At 44.3% G+C, this 18,564-nt stretch carries 15 protein-coding genes; all 15 read right to left on the reverse strand.

Features of this window, described 5'->3' with window-relative positions; all coding sequences use genetic code 11:
• Window positions 1–205: 205 nt before the first annotated feature.
• Window positions 206–1,504, reverse strand: coding sequence for a sensor histidine kinase (locus QWZ01_RS01370; RefSeq protein WP_290321417.1), 1,299 nt, complete (start codon window positions 1,502–1,504; stop codon window positions 206–208).
• Window positions 1,488–2,861 carry a sigma-54-dependent transcriptional regulator gene (locus tag QWZ01_RS01375; protein ID WP_290321418.1) on the reverse strand — a complete coding sequence of 458 codons (1,374 nt, stop codon included), beginning with the start codon at window positions 2,859–2,861 and terminating at the stop codon, window positions 1,488–1,490. Before QWZ01_RS01375 ends, QWZ01_RS01370 begins: the two co-directional genes overlap by 17 nt.
• Window positions 2,862–2,882: 21 nt before the next feature.
• On the reverse strand, window positions 2,883–4,073 hold the full coding sequence (locus QWZ01_RS01380; RefSeq protein WP_290321419.1) for an ABC transporter permease: 1,191 nt from the start codon (window positions 4,071–4,073) through the stop codon (window positions 2,883–2,885).
• Between the two features lie 24 nt (window positions 4,074–4,097).
• Window positions 4,098–5,333, reverse strand: coding sequence for an ABC transporter permease (locus tag QWZ01_RS01385; RefSeq protein ID WP_290321420.1), 1,236 nt, complete (start codon window positions 5,331–5,333; stop codon window positions 4,098–4,100).
• 22 nt (window positions 5,334–5,355) lie between these two features.
• Complete coding sequence (locus QWZ01_RS01390) at window positions 5,356–6,084, reverse strand: ABC transporter ATP-binding protein (protein WP_435404550.1); 729 nt, start codon at window positions 6,082–6,084, stop codon at window positions 5,356–5,358.
• A gap of 32 nt (window positions 6,085–6,116) precedes the next feature.
• Window positions 6,117–7,574, reverse strand: a complete 1,458-nt coding sequence (locus QWZ01_RS01395; protein ID WP_290321421.1) for a TolC family protein — start codon at window positions 7,572–7,574, stop codon at window positions 6,117–6,119.
• Window positions 7,575–7,678: 104 nt separating this feature from the next.
• Window positions 7,679–8,926, reverse strand: a complete 1,248-nt coding sequence (locus QWZ01_RS01400; protein WP_290321422.1) for an efflux RND transporter periplasmic adaptor subunit — start codon at window positions 8,924–8,926, stop codon at window positions 7,679–7,681.
• A gap of 576 nt (window positions 8,927–9,502) precedes the next feature.
• Window positions 9,503–9,850 carry a response regulator gene (locus tag QWZ01_RS01405; protein WP_290321423.1) on the reverse strand — a complete coding sequence of 116 codons (348 nt, stop codon included), beginning with the start codon at window positions 9,848–9,850 and terminating at the stop codon, window positions 9,503–9,505.
• Between the two features lie 75 nt (window positions 9,851–9,925).
• Window positions 9,926–12,610 carry a PAS domain-containing protein gene (locus QWZ01_RS01410; RefSeq protein WP_290321424.1) on the reverse strand — a complete coding sequence of 895 codons (2,685 nt, stop codon included), beginning with the start codon at window positions 12,608–12,610 and terminating at the stop codon, window positions 9,926–9,928.
• A 202-nt stretch (window positions 12,611–12,812) separates the two neighbouring features.
• On the reverse strand, window positions 12,813–13,586 hold the full coding sequence (locus tag QWZ01_RS01415; RefSeq protein ID WP_290321425.1) for a 3-keto-disaccharide hydrolase: 774 nt from the start codon (window positions 13,584–13,586) through the stop codon (window positions 12,813–12,815).
• Window positions 13,587–13,601: 15 nt separating this feature from the next.
• The gene (locus QWZ01_RS01420; RefSeq protein ID WP_290321426.1) at window positions 13,602–14,477 is read right to left on the reverse strand and encodes a sugar phosphate isomerase/epimerase family protein; all 876 of its coding nucleotides are present in this window, start codon (window positions 14,475–14,477) and stop codon (window positions 13,602–13,604) included.
• Between the two features lie 49 nt (window positions 14,478–14,526).
• Window positions 14,527–15,423 carry a hydroxypyruvate isomerase family protein gene (locus QWZ01_RS01425; RefSeq protein ID WP_290321427.1) on the reverse strand — a complete coding sequence of 299 codons (897 nt, stop codon included), beginning with the start codon at window positions 15,421–15,423 and terminating at the stop codon, window positions 14,527–14,529.
• A gap of 5 nt (window positions 15,424–15,428) precedes the next feature.
• Window positions 15,429–16,670 carry a nucleoside permease gene (locus QWZ01_RS01430; RefSeq protein WP_290321428.1) on the reverse strand — a complete coding sequence of 414 codons (1,242 nt, stop codon included), beginning with the start codon at window positions 16,668–16,670 and terminating at the stop codon, window positions 15,429–15,431.
• A gap of 30 nt (window positions 16,671–16,700) precedes the next feature.
• Window positions 16,701–17,144, reverse strand: coding sequence for a c-type cytochrome (locus QWZ01_RS01435; RefSeq protein ID WP_290321429.1), 444 nt, complete (start codon window positions 17,142–17,144; stop codon window positions 16,701–16,703).
• Window positions 17,145–17,279: 135 nt separating this feature from the next.
• Complete coding sequence (locus QWZ01_RS01440; protein ID WP_290321430.1) at window positions 17,280–18,560, reverse strand: MFS transporter; 1,281 nt, start codon at window positions 18,558–18,560, stop codon at window positions 17,280–17,282.
• Window positions 18,561–18,564 lie beyond the last annotated feature (4 nt).

Below are 18,564 nucleotides of genomic sequence, written 5' to 3' on the forward strand. Positions count from 1 at the left end.
AAACCATGTTAACCACGGGTTTCAAACCCGCGGTAACTATGAATATTTAATACAAAAAAATGTCATTTCGATAGAGCATGAGCGGGTATGAGCGTCGTGCGAAAGAGAAATCTTCTATAATATACAAGGCGAATTTACAGGGAGTACAAGATTTCTCCTCGTTCCTCGTCGAAATGACAACGTTTTGTTATTTCCGGTATCTCACTTAAAACCAAACCGTAAACTCCGTTTGCCTTTCCTCTACCGTTTTCAAGCTAAATTCAAAACCGTGATTAAGCAGTATTTCGCGTACCAGGGTCAGCCCAATGCCCTGGCCATCTTTTTTGGTGCTGAAGAAGGGTGAAAAGAGGTTGGCATTTTGTTCGGCGCTGATGCCTTTGCCGGTATCGGTGATCACCAGTTTTTTTGCTGATGGTGTTATGGTAAATGTTACTGTGCCCTTATCCTCGTGTGCTTCGATTGCGTTTTTTACAATATTGATGAGCGCCTGTTCCAGTTGCTGTTCATCGGCCATGATGTTCATATCGGTTTCGGGGAGGTTAAATTCAAACCCTACTCCTTTTTCCTGGGCTTTGATGCTCATGAGTTTGGCTACAGCATTTATCACCTTTTGCAGCACAATAGGTTGTTTGTTGGCCGGCGGAAGTTTTACCAGATCGGCAAAGTTGCGCATGAAAAGGTTGAGGTTCTGATTGCGGTCCATGGCTACCTGGAGGGCATCTTTCAGGGTATCAAAGTCATGGCTTTGCCAAAGCCGGTCGGTTTTCATGGCCGATTGCATAATGGAGTTTACCGGACCAATGGTATTATTCACCTCGTGCGCCATCATCCTGATTACCTTGCCGTATACCTTTTTCTCGGCGGCCAGGATCTCGGCTGTAAGGTCCTCGATCATGATAAAATGACGGGAGAACCCCCTATCTACAAAGTGCGACTTTTGCAGCTTGAACGAGCTTGCCCCATCCAGCTTAACCACCGTGGTTTCGCCAGATTTTAATAGCCCCATTTGCTGAAATAAGGGATGTTCCTGTTCATTTACCGACAAACCTATCAACTGTTGCTCGTTAACCGATAATAGTTGGAGTGCCTTAGGGTTTATCTGCTGAATACGATCATCAAAATCAAGGATCACGATGCCTGTGGGCGAGGTGTATATCAGCTTCTCCAAAAAAAAATGCTGCTGCTCCTGCCGGGTGCGTTCTGTTCGTAGTTCATCCATCATCTGGTTATAAACGTTTATCAGTTCATCTACCTCGTGCTTGCCGGTGGGCAAAAACTTTACGTTAAAATCCTTATCCTTAATAGCATCAACACCCTGCATAAGCATTTTTAAAGGCTGTATCAGCTGCATATATAGTTGAAAGGCTATTACCATGGATATGATGACCACCAGCTCCGAAACGATGAAGAATATTTTGTTTTGATCAAAAATGAAGTAGGTGAGCAGCAGCGTTAACAGGTGCAATATCACCACAAACAAAATATATTTAGTCCTCAGCTTCATCGTAGGGTATCTGGTATTTATCTAAGCGGCGGTACAGGGCGCTGCGCGTGAGGCCAAGCGAGGCCGCCGCCCTGCTTATTTTGTTTTTATGGTAATCCATGGCCCGTTTTATCATCTCCACCTCCACTTGCTCAAGCGTTAGGGTACCCACGCCGGGCAGCTGCATGTTCCCCTTTTTTACCGGCGATAATTCCAGCTGCGACCGGAAATCATCCACACTTAATTCATCCTTCTTGCTCACCAGTATTGACCGCTCCACCAGGTTTTTAAGCTGCCTGATGTTGCCGGGCAATGGCAGCTGCTGCAGCCATTTCATGGCCGCCGGAGCTACCGATAAATTAGGGCGGCTATATATCTCCTTTAAATTATTAATAAAAAAATTAACCAGCAAGGGAATATCAGTTGGCCGCTCGCGCAGGGCGGGCAGGTAAACGGTGATGAGGTTAATGCGGTATAGCAAATCTTCGCGAAAGGTAGCCTTGCTCACCATATCGTTCAGGTTTTTGTTGGTGGCGCATACCACCCGCACATCAACCGTTTTGGTACGGCTGCTGCCAAGCACTTCGTAAGTCCTGTCCTGCAGCACACGCAATAGCTTTACCTGGCTGCTGGCGTCAAGGTCGCCAATTTCATCTAAAAAGATGGTGCCTTTGTTGGCCATTTCAAACCGGCCGATCCTATCAAACCGGGCATCGGTAAATGCCCCGCGCACATGGCCAAACATCTCGCTTTCAAACAGCGAGGTTGAAATACCGCCCAAATTCACCTTTATAAAAGGCTTATTGCGGCGCAGGCTATTTTGGTGTATGGCTTCGGCAATAAGCTCTTTGCCGGTACCGCTCTCACCCATAATGAGGATGGATGCGTCGGTTGGGGCTACCCTGCCAATGGTTTCCAGAATGTTGAGCATTTTGGGGTCTTCCCCTATAATATGCTGAAAGTTGTAGTTTTTATCGAGCTGCTTACGAGTACGGTGCTCGGTTTTTTTATCCTGCAGATCAAGCAGGGTTTTAACCGATTGCAGCAGGTATTCGTTGCTCCATGGTTTGTTGATAAAATCATTGGCACCCAGTTTCATGCCTTTTACAGCCAGCTCAATACTGCCCCAGCCGGTTATTAATATCACGGGAATGGCCTGGTTTACCTGTTTTATTTCGGCAAGCAGTTCAAGCCCTTCTCGGCCCGAGGTATCTATCGAAAAATTAAGATCGAGGATGATCAGTTCAGGGTTGTTTTTACGGATGATCTTTAGCGCATCAACCGGATTTTCGGCACACAGGGCATTATAACCCTCGCTTTTAAGCAGCAGCAGCAGCGAGGTTCGTACAGCCAGATCGTCATCAATTACCAATATCATAAGAGCAGGTTAATATCGTAATTATTCTTCATGTAATGCCACCGCCGGATAAATTGCCGCGGCCTGCCTGCCCGGGTACAGCGAACATAACAATACCAGCAAGTAAATGAACACAATAGCCAGCAGCATGGCCGTAATATAAATACCCGCCTGTAAATTAAATACGTTAAGCAACGGAAACTGCACGGCAAAAAACGTCCCGATAATTACCGATAAGGTGGCCAGTATCAATGATTCGGCAATGAGCTGTGCCGAAACCGAATTACCGGTAGCTCCTACTGCCCTGCGCAAGCCAATTTCGGCACGGCGGCGGTTAATATTGTACCACAATACGCCAAAAATACCCAGCGATACATTGATGATCAAAAAAGCGGCTACGATACAAAATATAGTAATGGGAACCAAAGTGCTTTTATTGGTGCTTATCCGTTTTTTTGAAAAATGTTGTATCTCAACCGATGCATCCTTCATATAATTAGCCACGGTTTTATATAGTTTGCTTTCAAAAGCGGCATCGGCATCGGGCGATACCTTGATGATCAGTTGGCCCAGCCATCGCATAGCACCGGTATCAATACGATTGTAAAGCGCCATGCCCGATGGCAGGTAATCGCCCTTATCTTTCATATCCTGCACAACGCCTATTATTTTTATTTTTTTGATGGATGAGTTGCTGTTATCGCTTATCAATTGCCCCACCGCACTGCCATTGCCAAATAACTGCTCTTTAAGCGAGGCGTTTATAACCACAGGGCGGTAAGTACTAACCACATCCTGCTGGTTAAACCAGCGGCCCTCTAATAAATTCATGCTGAAGGCATCGCGGTAACCATCGCCGGTTTGGTAATAGTTAACGGGGCTGTAGCTCACGCCTTTGTAACTAAGCCCGGTTGTGTTCATACTGCTGGTAAACGGCACATTGCCCGATGCAAAACTAAGTGCCTTTATTTGCGGCATACTTTTCAGCATAGCGGTAAGGGTGGCATAATACTGCGTTACAGAATCGGTACTCTGAAACTTCTTGGCATTTTGATAATTGATAACCCACACATTATCATAACTAAAACCCATGGGCTTTTTATAGTTGCGGTAATAATATACCAGCGATGTAAACACAGCAAAGATGACCAGGAACGAAATAAACATTTCGGTGATCAATAAAAAGTTCTGTTTCTTTTTATTCCATATGAGTTTGAATAAATGCTTTATCATATAACTTTTGATTAAAGGTTTAAATTATTGTGCCTTTAGGGCCGTTACTACATTAAGCCTCGACATTCGCCAGGCCGGGTACACGCCCGAGAGCAGGCCAAAAAACAAACAAGCCAGTAAGCTATATAGTAATACAATAGGGTTTACAGTAAGGTCAAGATCAGCTATCAGTCCGCTCCGGTTAATAACCTGTAAAATAATTACGGTGAGGATAATGCCAATAATGCCGCCCAATATGGTGAGTATAATATTTTCGATGATAAACTGATAAACCAACGTTTTTGATGAAGCCCCAAAGGCCTTGCGCACACCAATTTCAGATGAGCGCTCCATGATACGCGTAATGTTTACATTAACCAGGTTTACCGTAGGCAGCAGCATAAACAGCAAAACAAACAGGCTTATAAAAACAATAAAACGAACATATCCATTGTTATCAGCCTTACCAAAAAACGGACGACTGTAAGTTTCAAAATAGGTATCAGCATTGGAGTGCAGGGTATCAAATGCCTTATCGGGCAGCGGTATCCTGGCCGTCATCTGTTCGTACTCGGCACGCATTTTCTCAAGCAGTTGTTCAGAGGGAGCCAGCAACACGGCAGAATAATCGCCCTGAAAGCCTTTATCCCTGTAATCCTTTTTAGATACTGTGTAAGGCAGGTACATGTTGGCGTAAAAAACCTCTTCTAATTCTGGTACGTTCTTGATTACACCGGTTATCCTGTAGTTTATATTGTCGGCTTCTATAAACTTACCCACAACTGTTGCGCCTTCACCAAAATATTCATTCCGGGTACGTTCAGAAATTACGGCCACCCTATCTGCCCGGTTAATTTGATCGATGGTATATGGCTTGCCCTCAATAAATTGATAATTAGCCACATCCCACAGGTGGGCATTGGTATACCGGATGTCGATAACTACCTTTTTATTATTCACATAGGCATTTGACGAGCTATTGCTGGACACAATGGCCATTTTAACCGGTGTTTTTAAACTGCCGGCATAATGAGTTAAAAAATAAAACGATGACCCACTGCTGTTTATCCACCCTTTTTTTGAGGTATAAGTTAAACGTGTGATATATAATGACCGGTTATTTTTATCGCCAGGGTAAACCGGGTTAGTAAGCTTTTCAATAAAAGCGGTAAGCACCATCAATACCGTAAGCGTTAAGCTGATACCAAACAGGCTGATAAACGTAAAGAACTTACGCCTGCGCAGTACCGCTATGGCTATTTTAAAATAATTTTTGAGCATGGTTTTAAGGTTAAGCGGTTAATTACTGTACTTGCGAACCATCAAATAAACGCACCAGTCGGTGGGTTTTATGGGCCATATTTTCATCGTGTGTAACCATTACTATGGTGGTACCCTCGTTGCGGTTCAGGTTGATGAGGATATCCATGATCTCGTTACCCATGGCACTGTCCAGGTTACCGGTAGGTTCATCGGCCAGAATAATTTCGGGCCTGCCTACAATAGCCCTGGCAATGGCCACGCGCTGCCTTTGTCCGCCTGATAACTGCGTAGGGAAATGCTTGATCCGGTTTGATAGACCAACCTTTGCCAATGCCTCGGTAGCCAGCTGGCGGCGCTCTTTGGCAGTGGTATCGCGGTAAAGTAGGGGCAGCTCTACATTATCAAGCACCTGCAGATCATTAATGAGGTGATAGCTTTGAAAAATGAAACCCAGTTTTTTGTTCCTGAACTGGGCCAGCTGCTTATCAGAAAGGTGATCGGTTTTTTGATCGCTTATCCGGATATCGCCTTTTGAGGGGGCATCAAGCAGCCCCATGATATTGAGCAGCGTACTTTTACCGCAACCCGATGGCCCCATGATAGATAAAAATTCGCCTTTGGCAATATCAAGATTGATGCTGCTCAGGGCCAGCGTTTCAATAGTGTCGGTGCGGTACACTTTTTCTATGTTTTTTAATTGTATCATTTTGTGAGTGGTTAGTTGTGAGTTATCAGTAATAAGCTGTGAATGATTTAGTTGATTATCCATGTATTTTAAATTTTTTACTATTGAATTTTGACTTATTTATATGCTATTTTCTGGTTGTTTTCAAAATCATATAATGACAGGTAGCGCAGCTGGTAATAGGCGCTCCAGAAATCGCGGAGCGAGGTAATGTAGTCGCGCTTGGCCGCGTCATTTTCGCGGAAGGCAATGCCCAGATCGGTAATATTCAGATTGCCCAGTACGTAGCGTTCGCGGGCTATCTTGTACTTTTCTGAGGCGATGCTATCAGCCTGGGCCGTGTACACCAGTTGTTCTTTCATCAAATTAAATAGCGATACCTGGGTCACTATTCCCTGCTTAAAGTTTTGCTTATCCTGCTCAACCGTATACTCCATTAGCTGCAGGTTGGCTTGCGCCGTTTTGGTGATTGACTTTGACCTGCCCCAATCCAATATAGGCACCGATAGGGTAAGCTGTAATATTTGCTGATTTTGCGGATTATTATAGATCCCCGGGATACTGCTTGCCGTATTTGAAAAACCCAGGTTGGCATTAAGTGTAGCTTTTAAGCCTGTTTCGCCTTTGGCTTTGGCCACATCCCTTTTGGCCTCGGCAATGCGCCTTAAAAAACCAATGGCATCCGAACGATTAGCATAAGCCTCGGCTAAAACCCTGTCTGATGTAACCTGCATGCGGCTGATGTTTTCGGGCGCTATCAATACTATCTTACTATCATCCTCCTGCCCGGTGTAGCTGCGCAGGTTAAGGGTGGCAATTTCAATACTGCGTTTGGCTGTACCCACATCCTTTTTGGCGGTAATCAACTCCAATTGTAATTGCAGTATCTCGTTCTTTGTTATTTTTCCTAATTCAAACTTGGTATTGGCTATGGCCATTATTTTTTGGGTGTTGGCGTAATTGGTTTCGGCAATGTGCAAGTTAACCTGCGCCAGCAACAGATCAAAAAAATACCCCTCAACCGTAACCGCGATATTTTCCTGCGCCTCAATATAAGCCTGCTTGCTCTCGTTGTATTTTAATGGTTCAATCTTTTTATCCCATTTAAGCTGGTTAAACTGAAAAAGCGGCTGCGTATAGGCTATACTGTACGGAACGCCATTGTATAAAGCGTTATGCCTGTCGAAATCGGTAAAGCGCTGCAACTGAGTGCGACCGTAAATGGTACCGCCGGTGGCAGTAATGCTCTGGCTAAAATCAAGCTGCAAAGCCGAATTATCATTATGAATTGGCTGAAACAATATAGTACCATCGGGCTGAAACACCTGCGAAAAAGTTTTTTGATAATCAGGCAATGTACCGGTCAATGCCAGCTGTGGTTGATAATTTGACTGATAACTACGGAACACCCAATATTTGGTTTCGCGTATGGTAGCGGCCTGCTTGGCTGCTATGGAGTTGGCCTTGGCCATTTCAACCACCTGTTGCAGGGTTAGCCGCAGGGTATCTGGCTTGCCCTGGCTAAAGGCCCTGCAGCTTACGGTTAATAACAATATGATGTATAAAAATTTCATTCCCTGTTTTAATATATATGGTCTGCGATCCACTCAACCCTCCCGCCCTATGGCAGGAGGATTAACGCTATGAAGAAACTCCCTTCCCACGGGGAGCCGAGTGGTTATTGATTAATGGTTATTTCTTTACTGTTTTTAAATTCGCTCATGTCTGATGTGATCACCACATCGTTGGGTTTTACACCATCCTTGATCTCGGCATAATCAAAATTGCTGAGGCCAAGGTGTACCGTGCGGCGTTCGGCCTTACCGCCATTCACTACAAAAATATCCTGTACCGCGGGGCCCTTAAACGCAGGACCGTTGGTTACCCGCATTATCTTATTATGCGTGGCCGTCACCAAAAAAACATCAACCTTCATATTGGGGCGCAGCAACTTGTTCGACCGGTCATCGAGCTGTATATCGAAAGAAATAATACTGTTTTGGATGGATGGCGAAACGTTGGTTACGTGCCCGCGCAGCTGGTTGTCATTAATGCGGATAATTACCGGGATACCCGCATGCAGTTCATCGGCCTGGTTATCGGCCATGCTGCCCTGTACCTTAAAACTACCCAGATCGGCAATGCGGGCCAGGGTTTCGCCTTCATGTATGTTGGCACCAATGTTTTTGTTTACATAAGTGATAACACCTTTGCGTGTAGCAGTAACATCGGCCAGGTTCAATTTGCGTTGCAACGCGTTAAGATCATTTTGCTGGATGGCCGCGGCAATCTCGGCCTCCTTGATCTCGATTTGCATGGTTTTCTGCTTGTTTTTGATCTCGTTCTCCAGTTGTTTTTTCTCTAACTGGGCCACTTTCAGGTTAAGCTCGGCCTGTTCAATATCCTCGCGGGTTGCACCTCCGGCTTTGTAAAGGCGCTTGGCATTTTCAACCGCGTCAGTAAAATCGCTGATACGGAGTTGTTTAATGGCGTTGTTTGATTGTATATCGTAAAAGCTTTTGCCCAAGTCAAGCTTTAGCTTGCTGATGTCGTTACGTTTTGATTCGAGCTGAAATTTTTGCTTGTCGTATTCGGTTTGAGTGGCCGATTTATCAAGGGTAAGGATGGATTGCCCCGCGTTCACTTTATTGCCCGCATCCATCAGCGCGTTTTTGATAGAGGCATTGATGGGACTGGTCACAATCTCTTCAAACTCGGGCAAAACTTCGCCGGTGGCATTGATGGTATTTTCGATGTTGCCGATCTCCACACGGCCTGTGGTAATTTCCGATGCATTTACCGACGACTTGATGAAACTCCGCAAAACCCATATAGTCAGCACCAGCCCGGTTAGGGCGGCCAGCACTACCCATACTGCCTTTTTCCGTTTTTGCGATGCAACCTCAAGCGTTATTTCCTTATCCATTGTTATTCTTTTTTGGATAAGGGTTTCGCAAGAGCTATACCAATATTAACTTATTAATAATCAATAAATTAACGTTTTTAAATTTAAAAAAAGTGATCGATTCCGGACATTTTTGATGATAATGGACATGTTGGAGGGGAATGTCGAGAAGGCAGGAAATCTCATAAAAAGCTTGTCATTTCGATAGAGCATGAGTGGATGTGAGCGTTGTGCGAAAGAGAAATCTTATACAACCTGCAAATTCGCAGCACAAATCGTATAAGATTTCTCGTCGTTCCTACTCGAAATGACAAATTTTTCATGTTTCGCTGCCGCGGACTTTGAGCTGAATGTAAGTTGGAGTTCACCACATGATAGCCACCAGATACGTTTAGCTAATAGTGCAGTAACGGAACATCATTGCAAGAAGGAATTTATATTGTCATTGCGAGGAGGAACGACGAAGCAAGAGCCTCACCCAACCCTCTCCAAAGGAGAGGGCTTTAAAAATATTTTGAAGTCTCCCCCTTTGGGGGAGATTTAGAGGAGGCTTATTGCCACGCTGCGCTCGCAATGACAATTGAAAACACTTTATAATCAATTATCCTTTAAATGCTTTTTGATTTTGCCCAGGAGGTCATCTATCTCGAATGGTTTGGCTAAGAAATCATCGGCTCCGGCTTCGTAGGCTGAACGCTCGATGTCGCGGCTGGCTGAGATCATGATGATGGGAATGCCGCGGGTATCCTGCTTTTGTTTAAGTACGCGGCAAATATCTCGGCCGTCGAAACCCGACATCCAAATATCTAACAATAATAGGTCAGGGTACTCATTTTGCATGGCAAGTATTGTAGCACCATTTACTGTCGACGAAACCTGGTACCCCTCAAAATCAAGAATGATCTCTACCGCGTCCACAATCCCAGGATCGTCATCTGCGATCATGATTTTTTTCATATTTTCCACTTGGTCGTACACCACAAAAATCAAGCCCCTTATTAGAAAACAATCGATTTAAATTTATCCTATATTGTTTACCGGCCGGTTTACTGGTAACGAAAAATAAAATATGGAGCCTTTTCCCTCTTCGCTATCCACCCAAATGCGGCCGCCTTCGCGTTTAATAATTTCTGAAGAAATGTATAAACCTAAGCCAAGGCCAGGGAAAGTATGCTGTTTTGCACCGCTTACACGGTAAAATTGCTCAAATACCCTTTGTTGTTTCTCCTTAGAGATACCTATCCCAAAATCCTTAACACTTACCACAACCTCGTCGTTATTTAAACGGGTACCAACAATAATATCTTTAGAGTGGGGTGAGTACTTAATTGCATTAGTGATCAGATTTACCAACACCTGGCTAATGCGATCCTTATCAGCATATACATTCCCGGTTGGCTGGGTATCTTCAGATAGGGTATGTTTTTGCGTGGTTCGCTGCAAATCTTCCACAACCTCGGTTATGAGCTCATTAAAATCAAACCAGGTATAATTGAACTGCAGCCTGCCCGAATTTATCTTGGTAACGTCAAGCAAATCGGCAATGAGACTGGTGAGCCGGTTTAGCTGCGCATCCATCTTTTGGATCATACCGGCCTCCTGCGTGTCGCCTTTTTTAGTCAGTATGCGTTCCAGCACCTGCGTGTAGGCTTTAATACTGGTAACCGGCGTTTTTAACTCGTGGCTTGCTATGCCTATAAATTCATCTTTTTGCAGCTGTAACAGTCTCTGTTCGGTAATATCAATGGTTACCCCCACCATAAGCATGGCCTTGTCACTTTCATCATAACTGGCCTTGCCCGATGCACTTACCCAGTGTATAGTACCATTGGGCCATTTCACCTGGTATTCGGCGGTGTACACACTATGGTTGGCTACCGCAGTGGTTACTTTCTGCTCCACCATATCCCGGTATTCGGGCAGTATTACGGCCATCAGGTCGGGAAAGTTAAACTGGGCGCTGGGGGCTATTCCGTAATTGGCCTTACATTGCGGGGTGCAGGTCATTAAACCGGTAGCCAGCTCAAGCTCATATGAGCCCAGGCGACCAGCCTCCAGAGCTATCTCCAAACGCTGATTGGTCTTAATCTGTTCTTCACGGGCCTTTTTACGTTCGGTAATATCGCGGCCAACTGCAAACAGGTAGGGTTTCTCGGCCAGCGTTAAACCAACCATATTAATTTCTACCGGATAAACCGAACCGTTTTTTCGCCGGTAAACAGTTTCAAACGGTGGTATGATCTCTTTTTGCGCCAGCTGAAATGATCGTTGAAATGCATCCTCATTAAACAACACGTCAACTTCCTTTAACTGTAAGCTTTCAGCTTCCTCCGCTGTATAACCCAGCTGTTCCAGTGCTTCCGGATTCAAATAATCAAGCAAACCCTCGGCGCAGGTGAGCATAAACATATCCGAGGCATTATCGGCCATGAATTTAAACCTGATCAGTTCCTCCTCATTATTTTTTTGTTTGGTGATATCAATAACGGTACCCAGCAACCTGACAGGTTTGCGGGCATCATCGTAATAAACCTTGCCTTCTACCTCAATCCAATGTATACTGCCGTCTGCCCATATTACCCGCGCGGTATAATACAGATTACCTGTTTTTAAACCCTGGGCATAGGCCCGTTCGCGATTATACCTGTCGTCGGGGTGTAGTTTTGCTAGGTATTTGCCATGGCCTGATGGCTCTTCTTCGCCAAAAATTACATTAAAACGCGGCGAACTGAATACCTGCCCGTTGATGAGGTTTAAATCAAAAGTGCCCATTTCGGCAGCTTCGAGCGCCAGCCTGGCCCGCTCTTCGGCATCTTCTGTTTTACGGCGGGCAATAAACTCTTCGGTAATATCCTGCAGCGTACCGTTAAACCTGAGGGCTACACCTTCTTCATTATATTGAGCCTTACCTTTGGCTCTTACAATACGCTCAATGTGCGTATGCGGATCGATGATAGTATATTCAATATCGTATTTACCTCCCGATGAGGGCTGTAATGTGTTAGAAATTGCCTTTGCTACCCTTTCCCGGTCATGTGGGGCAATAGCGTTAATGGCATCAGTAAGTTCAATTTCATCACCGCCTTTCAAGCCAAACCAGTGTTTTATCCTTTCGTTGCCAATAAATTTATTGGTTAGCGGGTTAAGATCCCAGGTGGCCAGTTCGGCGGCATCAATGGCAAATTCCAGTTCGTTTTTACTTTCCTTTATTTTATTAAGGCTTTGTACCTTTTCGGTAGTTTCAGTACAGGCTACAATGATGCCGGAGGGATAGCCATTTTCGTCAATCACAGGGCTGTAGCTGAATGTCCAGTAAATATCTTCGATGGTGCCATTACGATAAAACGGTATCAGCTGATCCTCGCTCCAGGTAGCTCCCCCACCCGATAGCACCTGGTTGATCATAGGTTCGAGGATGTGCCATATTTCGGCCCAGAAAATTTTACCGGGCTGGCCCAAAAGTGTGGGGTGCTTTCCGTTGATGCCCAGGCTTGGGCGGTAGGCATCGTTATAAAAACATATCAGATCGGGGCCCCAATACATGAACATGGGAAACCGGCTGTTTAAAACTATCCCTATAGTGGTGCGCAGACTTACCGGCCACTGATCCGGGCTACCCAATGACGTTTGCGACCAGTCATGAGCCCTGATCAGAGCGCCCATTTCGCCCCCGCCCTCTAAAAATTTATACTCGTTTTGCTGCACCAGGGACTAAAGTTTATTTGATATGTAAAATCCTAAAGTAAGTATTTGTAGTAAATAAATTACACTACAAATTAATAATCATTACAACTTGCAACAGCCCTATTTGTTTTAGCTGTACCTATTTTCGCGCTTAACACACAGCAAAAAACAAAAAGCCTGTAAGCAAATACTTACAGGCTTTAATATCGTTATAAAAATTGGATTACAACTCGCGTACCCAGATATTTCTGAAGCTAAGCGGCTCGCTTTTATCGCCATGAGCCTGCAGTTTTATAGGTGCGGCACCATGTTTTTTACCTTCGTAAGATGCTTTGCCTATGTATTGAGTTGGGCCTTGCAGTTCGTAACTGTTTTCAACAATAACACCGTTAAAAAATACGGTAGCTTTTGCCGGAGTTTTTACAGTACCGTCCTCGTTAAATACAGGAGCGGTCCAAACTACATCATATACGTTCCACTCACCTGGTTTAAGGCAAGGGTTTGCCAACGGAATAGCTTGTTTATACAAGCTGCCCGCCATACCGTTTACGTAAGTTTTGTTTTTGTATGAATCTAAAACCTGTAATTCGTAACCGGCATCGCCTTTACCTAATGAGGCTAAAAATATACCACTGTTACCACGGGCCTGGCCGGTACCATCAATGCTGGCCGGTACGCGCCACTCAATATGCAGCTGGTAGTTAGTGAATTTTCTTTTGGTTTCGATATTGCCTTTAGTTTTATCAACGGTAAGGATGCCGCCTTTAACTGTCCATGAAGCAGGAGTTTGATCGGCTACAGAAACCCACTCGTCCTGGTTTTTGCCATCAAATAAAACGATAGCATCAGATGGGGCTCCGCCCTGTACTTTAGCGGGAACTACCTCTTTAGGTTCTGGCTGCCAGGTTTCAGTATCTTCGGGTTTGCCGGTTTGCTGCGCGTTAGCCACAAAAAAACTTCCTGCTAAAAGCGCTGTAAGTATTAATGGATATTTCATATTGGTTTTATTGGTTTAAACGTGTAGGGTGTTTTTTAAGTAATCGGCACTTTTGGCAATGCTCACATACGGGTCAATATTGGTGTAGTTTTCCTGCTCAACAATATAATGCTGAATGCCAGCAAGCTTAGCTTTGCTTAGTATGGTTTTAAAATCAATATCGCCGGTGCCAATTTCGGTGTTCAGTTCGGCATTTGTTTTATCACGATCTTTGATGTGTACAAACTTAAAACGACCCGGGTGTTTCTGGAATATAGCCAGCGGATCCTGCCCGGCGCGTACAACCCAGTACAGGTCCATCTCCATATTTACCAGCTTAGGATCGGTGTTGTTCAATATTACATCATAAAAAGTAGTATCACCAACCGGCTGCCACTCAAAATTGTGGTTGTGGTAACCCAACTTTAAGCCAGATTCCTTGCAGATCTCGGCAATCTTGTTCATTTTTTCGGCAACGCCTTTGCAATCATCAACCGTTTTAATAAAGTTGTGGTTTAACGAAGGGATAATGATATAGGTTTGACCAATAGTGTTGGCTACTTCAATGTAAGCTTTCAGATCGTCGGTACTGCCATCGCCAAAATACTGATCAAGGCCATAGTGACCGCTTGGAGTTTTCAGGCCGTTATCTTTTAACAGTTGGCTAAAATCTTTACCTGGTAAACCCCAATAACCGGTTTCTTTATTAAAACCAAAGGTTTCAACCTCTTTGTAGCCGGCTTTTGCAACCTGTGCTATTACACCTTTTACATCCTTAGGCAACTGATCGCGCAAGCTGTATAATTGCAGCCCCACGCCGTTGGCGCTTTTGGCCGATAGAAAGTTTGGTTTCATCATTACACCTGCTGTAATTAGGCCAGCCTGTGCTAAAAAAGTTCTTCTGGTTGTCATGTAGTTTATTGGTTAGTGTATTGTTTAGAGCAAAATATGAGCGTAAGGTTTAAACATCACAAATATGAACCGCCTTGGTTAGCGAAGCTATCTTATCCGGATTTTTTGGAATGAACTCCTGCGCCACATAACCTTTATGCCCGGTGGCTACAATAGCCTTCATAATAGCCGGGTAATACAGCTCCTGTGTTTCATCAATTTCGTTACGGCCGGGCACACCACCGGTATGGTAGTGAGATATGTATTGGTGATGATCACGAATATTGCGGATCACATCGCCTTCATCAATCTGCATATGATAAATATCATACAGCAGTTTAAAGTTTTCTGAACCCAGCCTTCTGCATAGTTCGGCACCCCATGATACACGGTCGCACTGGTAATCTTTATGGTCAATTTTGCTGTTAAGCAGTTCCATTACCAATACAACATTATGTTTTTCGGCGAGGGCTACCAGTGGTTTTAAACCTTCAACGCAGTTGTTCCAACCGGTTTCATCGTCTTTGCCACGGCGGCTGCCGCTAAAGCATATCAGTTGTTTATAACCTGCCTCAGCAACCTTCGGTATCATTTCCGAATAGTTTTTTTGCAGCTGGGCATGAAACTGTTTATCACCAAAACCATCGGTAAGGTTAATTTCGGCCCCGTTGCACATGGACGAATACAGGCCGTATTTTTTAAGTGTAGGCCAATCCTTGGGCCCCACCAGGTCTATCCCTTTTATGCCGATAGCTTTGGCAGCAATGCACAGCTCTTCAACCGTCATGCTGCTGTAGCACCATTGGCATACCGCATGGTTAATATTACCCTTTAAAGTATCAGCTGCCATTTGTTTATCCTTTTCGGGTTGGGTAAATGAAGTTACTAACACACCCGACGCCGCTATGGTAGCGGTGCCAGCAAGCATTTTCTTTATAGCCGATCTCCGGTTTTGATTTGATGCCATGGTTATTAGATTTTGGTTTCGGCAATAGCTTCACCAGCCTTTTTATCCTTAAAGAAGAGTATGAACATGATAAATACTACAGCCGCGATGCCTGCAGGTATCAACCATATCATTTTCCAATCGTGCCCGGCTGGGCTGTTATAGCTGTCAGAAATTAAACCGGCTATATAAAAGCCGATAAGCATACCAACACCGTAAGTAGCCAGGGTGATCATGCCCTGAGCAGCACTTTTGTATTGGATACCGGCCTTAGAGTCGGTGTAGATCTGTCCGGATACAAAGAAGAAATCGTAACATACACCGTGCAGTGCTATACCTATAATAAGCAGGAAGCTTAATTCGCCGGCGTTACCGTAGGCAAACATGGTATACCTTACGGCCCAAGCCAGCATACCTACCAGGATTGTCCATTTAAAGCCGAATTTTTTAAAGAAGATAGGCAAGCAAAGTAAAAACAATACTTCCGAACCCTGGCCAATGGTCATTTTCCCGGTTGGGTTCTCCACTTTAATATCAGCTAAAAATGCACCCGCGTTTTGATAATAAAAAGCCAGCGGTATACAGATTAGGATAGATGCCACGAAAAATATAGCGAAGTTTTTGTCTTTCAACAGTTTTAAAGCATCAAGGCCAAGCATTTGGCCCACATTCACTTTTTGCCCTTTGGCAACCTTCGGCGGGGTGCTTGGCAATGTAAAACTGAACAATCCTAAAATCAACGATGCTATACCGGCCATCAGGAAGGTATTTCTTAAAAAGCCCTGGCTTATACCATCCGGTGAATCCCAGTGAAATAAATAGCTGATAGCAATACCGGCCAATATCCAGCCGATGGTTCCCCAAACGCGTATTGACGAGAATTCTTTCTCAGGGTCGGTCATTTGATTAAACGATACCGAATTTACCAGCGCCAGTGTTGGCATGTATAATACCATGTAACCTAATACATACGGGTAAAATAACGATACATCGGGCGCTTTGTACATCTGGTACATTAAAGCAGCACCCAGGATATGTAATACCCCGAGAATTTTTTCTGCATTAAAATACCTGTCGGCAATTAAGCCAATAATGAAGGGCGCTATGATGGCCCCCCATGATTGAGTTGAAAATACCGAACCTGCCTGTACTCCTGTGGCATGTAATGTTTTATCTAAAAATGTACCTAATGTAACAAACCATGCTCCCCAGATAAAAAACTCGAGGAACATCATGGTAGAAAGTTTTACCCTGATTCCAGTGGTCATAAATTATTTTATAAAGTAGATAAAATCAGGTTATTTCTTTAATGATAAAACGTATTTAACCATTTCTTTAGCGTCATCTAATGATAAAGCAGGGTGTGGAGTCATTGGGATATCGCCCCAGTTACCTTTACCACCTGCAATTACTTTTTTAGCCAGGGTTTCGATGTTGGCATCGGTAGCCTCATATTTAGCAGCTACGTCCTGAAATGCAGGGCCAATAAGCTTGGTATCAACCTTGTGGCAGGTATTGCAATCAGATGCAGCAAGTAAACCTTCGCCAGCTTTTGAACCTGCCGAACCGCCGGTTGGCTCCGCGCCTGTTTTGCTTACAACGGTATCAGCATCAGAGTTGCTGGCTTTTGCAGTTTGATTTGCTGCCTGAGTACTGTCAGTGCCACCTGATTTGTCTGATGAACTGCCGCCGCAAGCAGTAACTACCGCACTGATACAAAGAATAAAAAATGCCTTTTTCATACGTGTTTTTTTTAGTAATAACCAGTCAGAAAGATATCTGTTTTTTACAATTACTATTCCTGATGGTCTGTTAGTTGGTTTAATAGATTAATAATGGGTGAAAAATACAATTTTTTATATAATAAAGTGTACTTTTTACACGGCAATTGTAGTTAAAGGCGCTGTTTTGTTTTTGCCGCGCATGTAAAATACCAAACCGGCAAAAGCAACGATCAGTACCAGCGGAATAGCAAGCGTTAAGTGCAGCACATCCGGACCGGCCAAACTTTTTGCCGATTCAAGTGCCTTAGCCATATCTGTACCGGGCGCAGCCTTCAGGTATACAGCCGGATCGGCCCCTGCTGGTAGTTTTGAGGCTACAATGCCATCATAATATTTACCCATTACAATAGTATATAACGATACGGCAAACATGCCCGCACCCCCCATCAGGTTTAAGCCTAAAGCGCCTGATTTTGGAATATTCTCTGAAACGAAGCCCAGCATGGTTGGCCAGAAAAAGCAAACGCCCATACCAAAAATGATGGCTGCCAAAAATATAATGTCGCCGGTCATGGTGCTCAGCAGGTACAAGCCCAGGGCTGCCAGTGTGGTTGATATTAACAATACCATTTGAGGCGAAAAGCGTTTAAGCACCGGCTTGGCAAAGGCACGGCCTACTACCATTACACCGGTATCCAACGTTAATAGCAGCAGCGCGTTGCTGGTTACATTTTTTAATAATACATCAAGCCACTGGCCGGTAAACAGCTCGGTAATTGCTGTACCAAACATGCAAATGAACATGAAGATAAACAATGGCGATGCCACCGCCTTATACATACCTGCTGTTGATACGCCCGATGCCACACGTTCCGTTACCGGAAAATCGAGCCTTGAAAATAAATAGCCATATATTAATGTAGGTATCAGCATCATGCCTACCTGTACCTGCCAGTTTAAACCGATAAGCTTAAACAGCGTTACGATAAGCGTACCGATAACTATACCGCCCGGAAACCATAAATGGAAATGACTTAGTTTGGTTGTTTTGTTTTCGGTATATAACGAGGTTACCAGTGGGTTGCAGGCAGCTTCAACGGTACCGTTAGCAATGCCGATAACCAGGGTAGAGAAAAACAGTGTCCAATACCCGGTAGCGAAGATAGTTAATAATATACCTGTTAAGTGAAACAGGAACGCCATAACCAGCAAGCGTTTCATGCCTATAATATCTACAATGATACCGCCAATAACTACAGCCAGTGGGAAACCCCAGAAAGCGGTTGCTGTTATTGTTCCTAACTGGGAGGCATTTAATTCAAACTTTGTGCCCAGATCGCCCAAAATACCGGCACGAATGCCGAATGATAAAGATGTTACCAACAGGGATAAACAACTGGCCCTGAAGAGCTGTGTACGGTTAATGGTTTGCATTTAA

It is taken from the genome of Mucilaginibacter aquaedulcis, assembly GCF_030409325.1.
GTDB classification, from domain to species: Bacteria; Bacteroidota; Bacteroidia; order Sphingobacteriales; family Sphingobacteriaceae; genus Mucilaginibacter; species Mucilaginibacter aquaedulcis.

What these genes read in the sequence shown, in the direction of transcription:
- QWZ01_RS01370 (WP_290321417.1), bottom strand. Translation starts at nt 1,504, where the DNA reads ATGAAGCTGAGGACTAAATATATTTTGTTTGTGGTGATATTGCACCTG.
- QWZ01_RS01375 (WP_290321418.1), bottom strand. Translation starts at nt 2,861, where the DNA reads ATGATATTGGTAATTGATGACGATCTGGCTGTACGAACCTCGCTGCTG.
- QWZ01_RS01380 (WP_290321419.1), bottom strand. Translation starts at nt 4,073, where the DNA reads ATGATAAAGCATTTATTCAAACTCATATGGAATAAAAAGAAACAGAAC.
- QWZ01_RS01385 (WP_290321420.1), bottom strand. Translation starts at nt 5,333, where the DNA reads ATGCTCAAAAATTATTTTAAAATAGCCATAGCGGTACTGCGCAGGCGT.
- QWZ01_RS01390 (WP_435404550.1), bottom strand. Translation starts at nt 6,084, where the DNA reads ATGGATAATCAACTAAATCATTCACAGCTTATTACTGATAACTCACAA.
- QWZ01_RS01395 (WP_290321421.1), bottom strand. Translation starts at nt 7,574, where the DNA reads ATGAAATTTTTATACATCATATTGTTATTAACCGTAAGCTGCAGGGCC.
- QWZ01_RS01400 (WP_290321422.1), bottom strand. Translation starts at nt 8,926, where the DNA reads ATGGATAAGGAAATAACGCTTGAGGTTGCATCGCAAAAACGGAAAAAG.
- QWZ01_RS01405 (WP_290321423.1), bottom strand. Translation starts at nt 9,850, where the DNA reads ATGATCGCAGATGACGATCCTGGGATTGTGGACGCGGTAGAGATCATT.
- QWZ01_RS01415 (WP_290321425.1), bottom strand. Translation starts at nt 13,586, where the DNA reads ATGAAATATCCATTAATACTTACAGCGCTTTTAGCAGGAAGTTTTTTT.
- QWZ01_RS01420 (WP_290321426.1), bottom strand. Translation starts at nt 14,477, where the DNA reads ATGACAACCAGAAGAACTTTTTTAGCACAGGCTGGCCTAATTACAGCA.
- QWZ01_RS01425 (WP_290321427.1), bottom strand. Translation starts at nt 15,423, where the DNA reads ATGGCATCAAATCAAAACCGGAGATCGGCTATAAAGAAAATGCTTGCT.
- QWZ01_RS01430 (WP_290321428.1), bottom strand. Translation starts at nt 16,670, where the DNA reads ATGACCACTGGAATCAGGGTAAAACTTTCTACCATGATGTTCCTCGAG.
- QWZ01_RS01435 (WP_290321429.1), bottom strand. Translation starts at nt 17,144, where the DNA reads ATGAAAAAGGCATTTTTTATTCTTTGTATCAGTGCGGTAGTTACTGCT.
- QWZ01_RS01440 (WP_290321430.1), bottom strand. Translation starts at nt 18,560, where the DNA reads ATGCAAACCATTAACCGTACACAGCTCTTCAGGGCCAGTTGTTTATCC.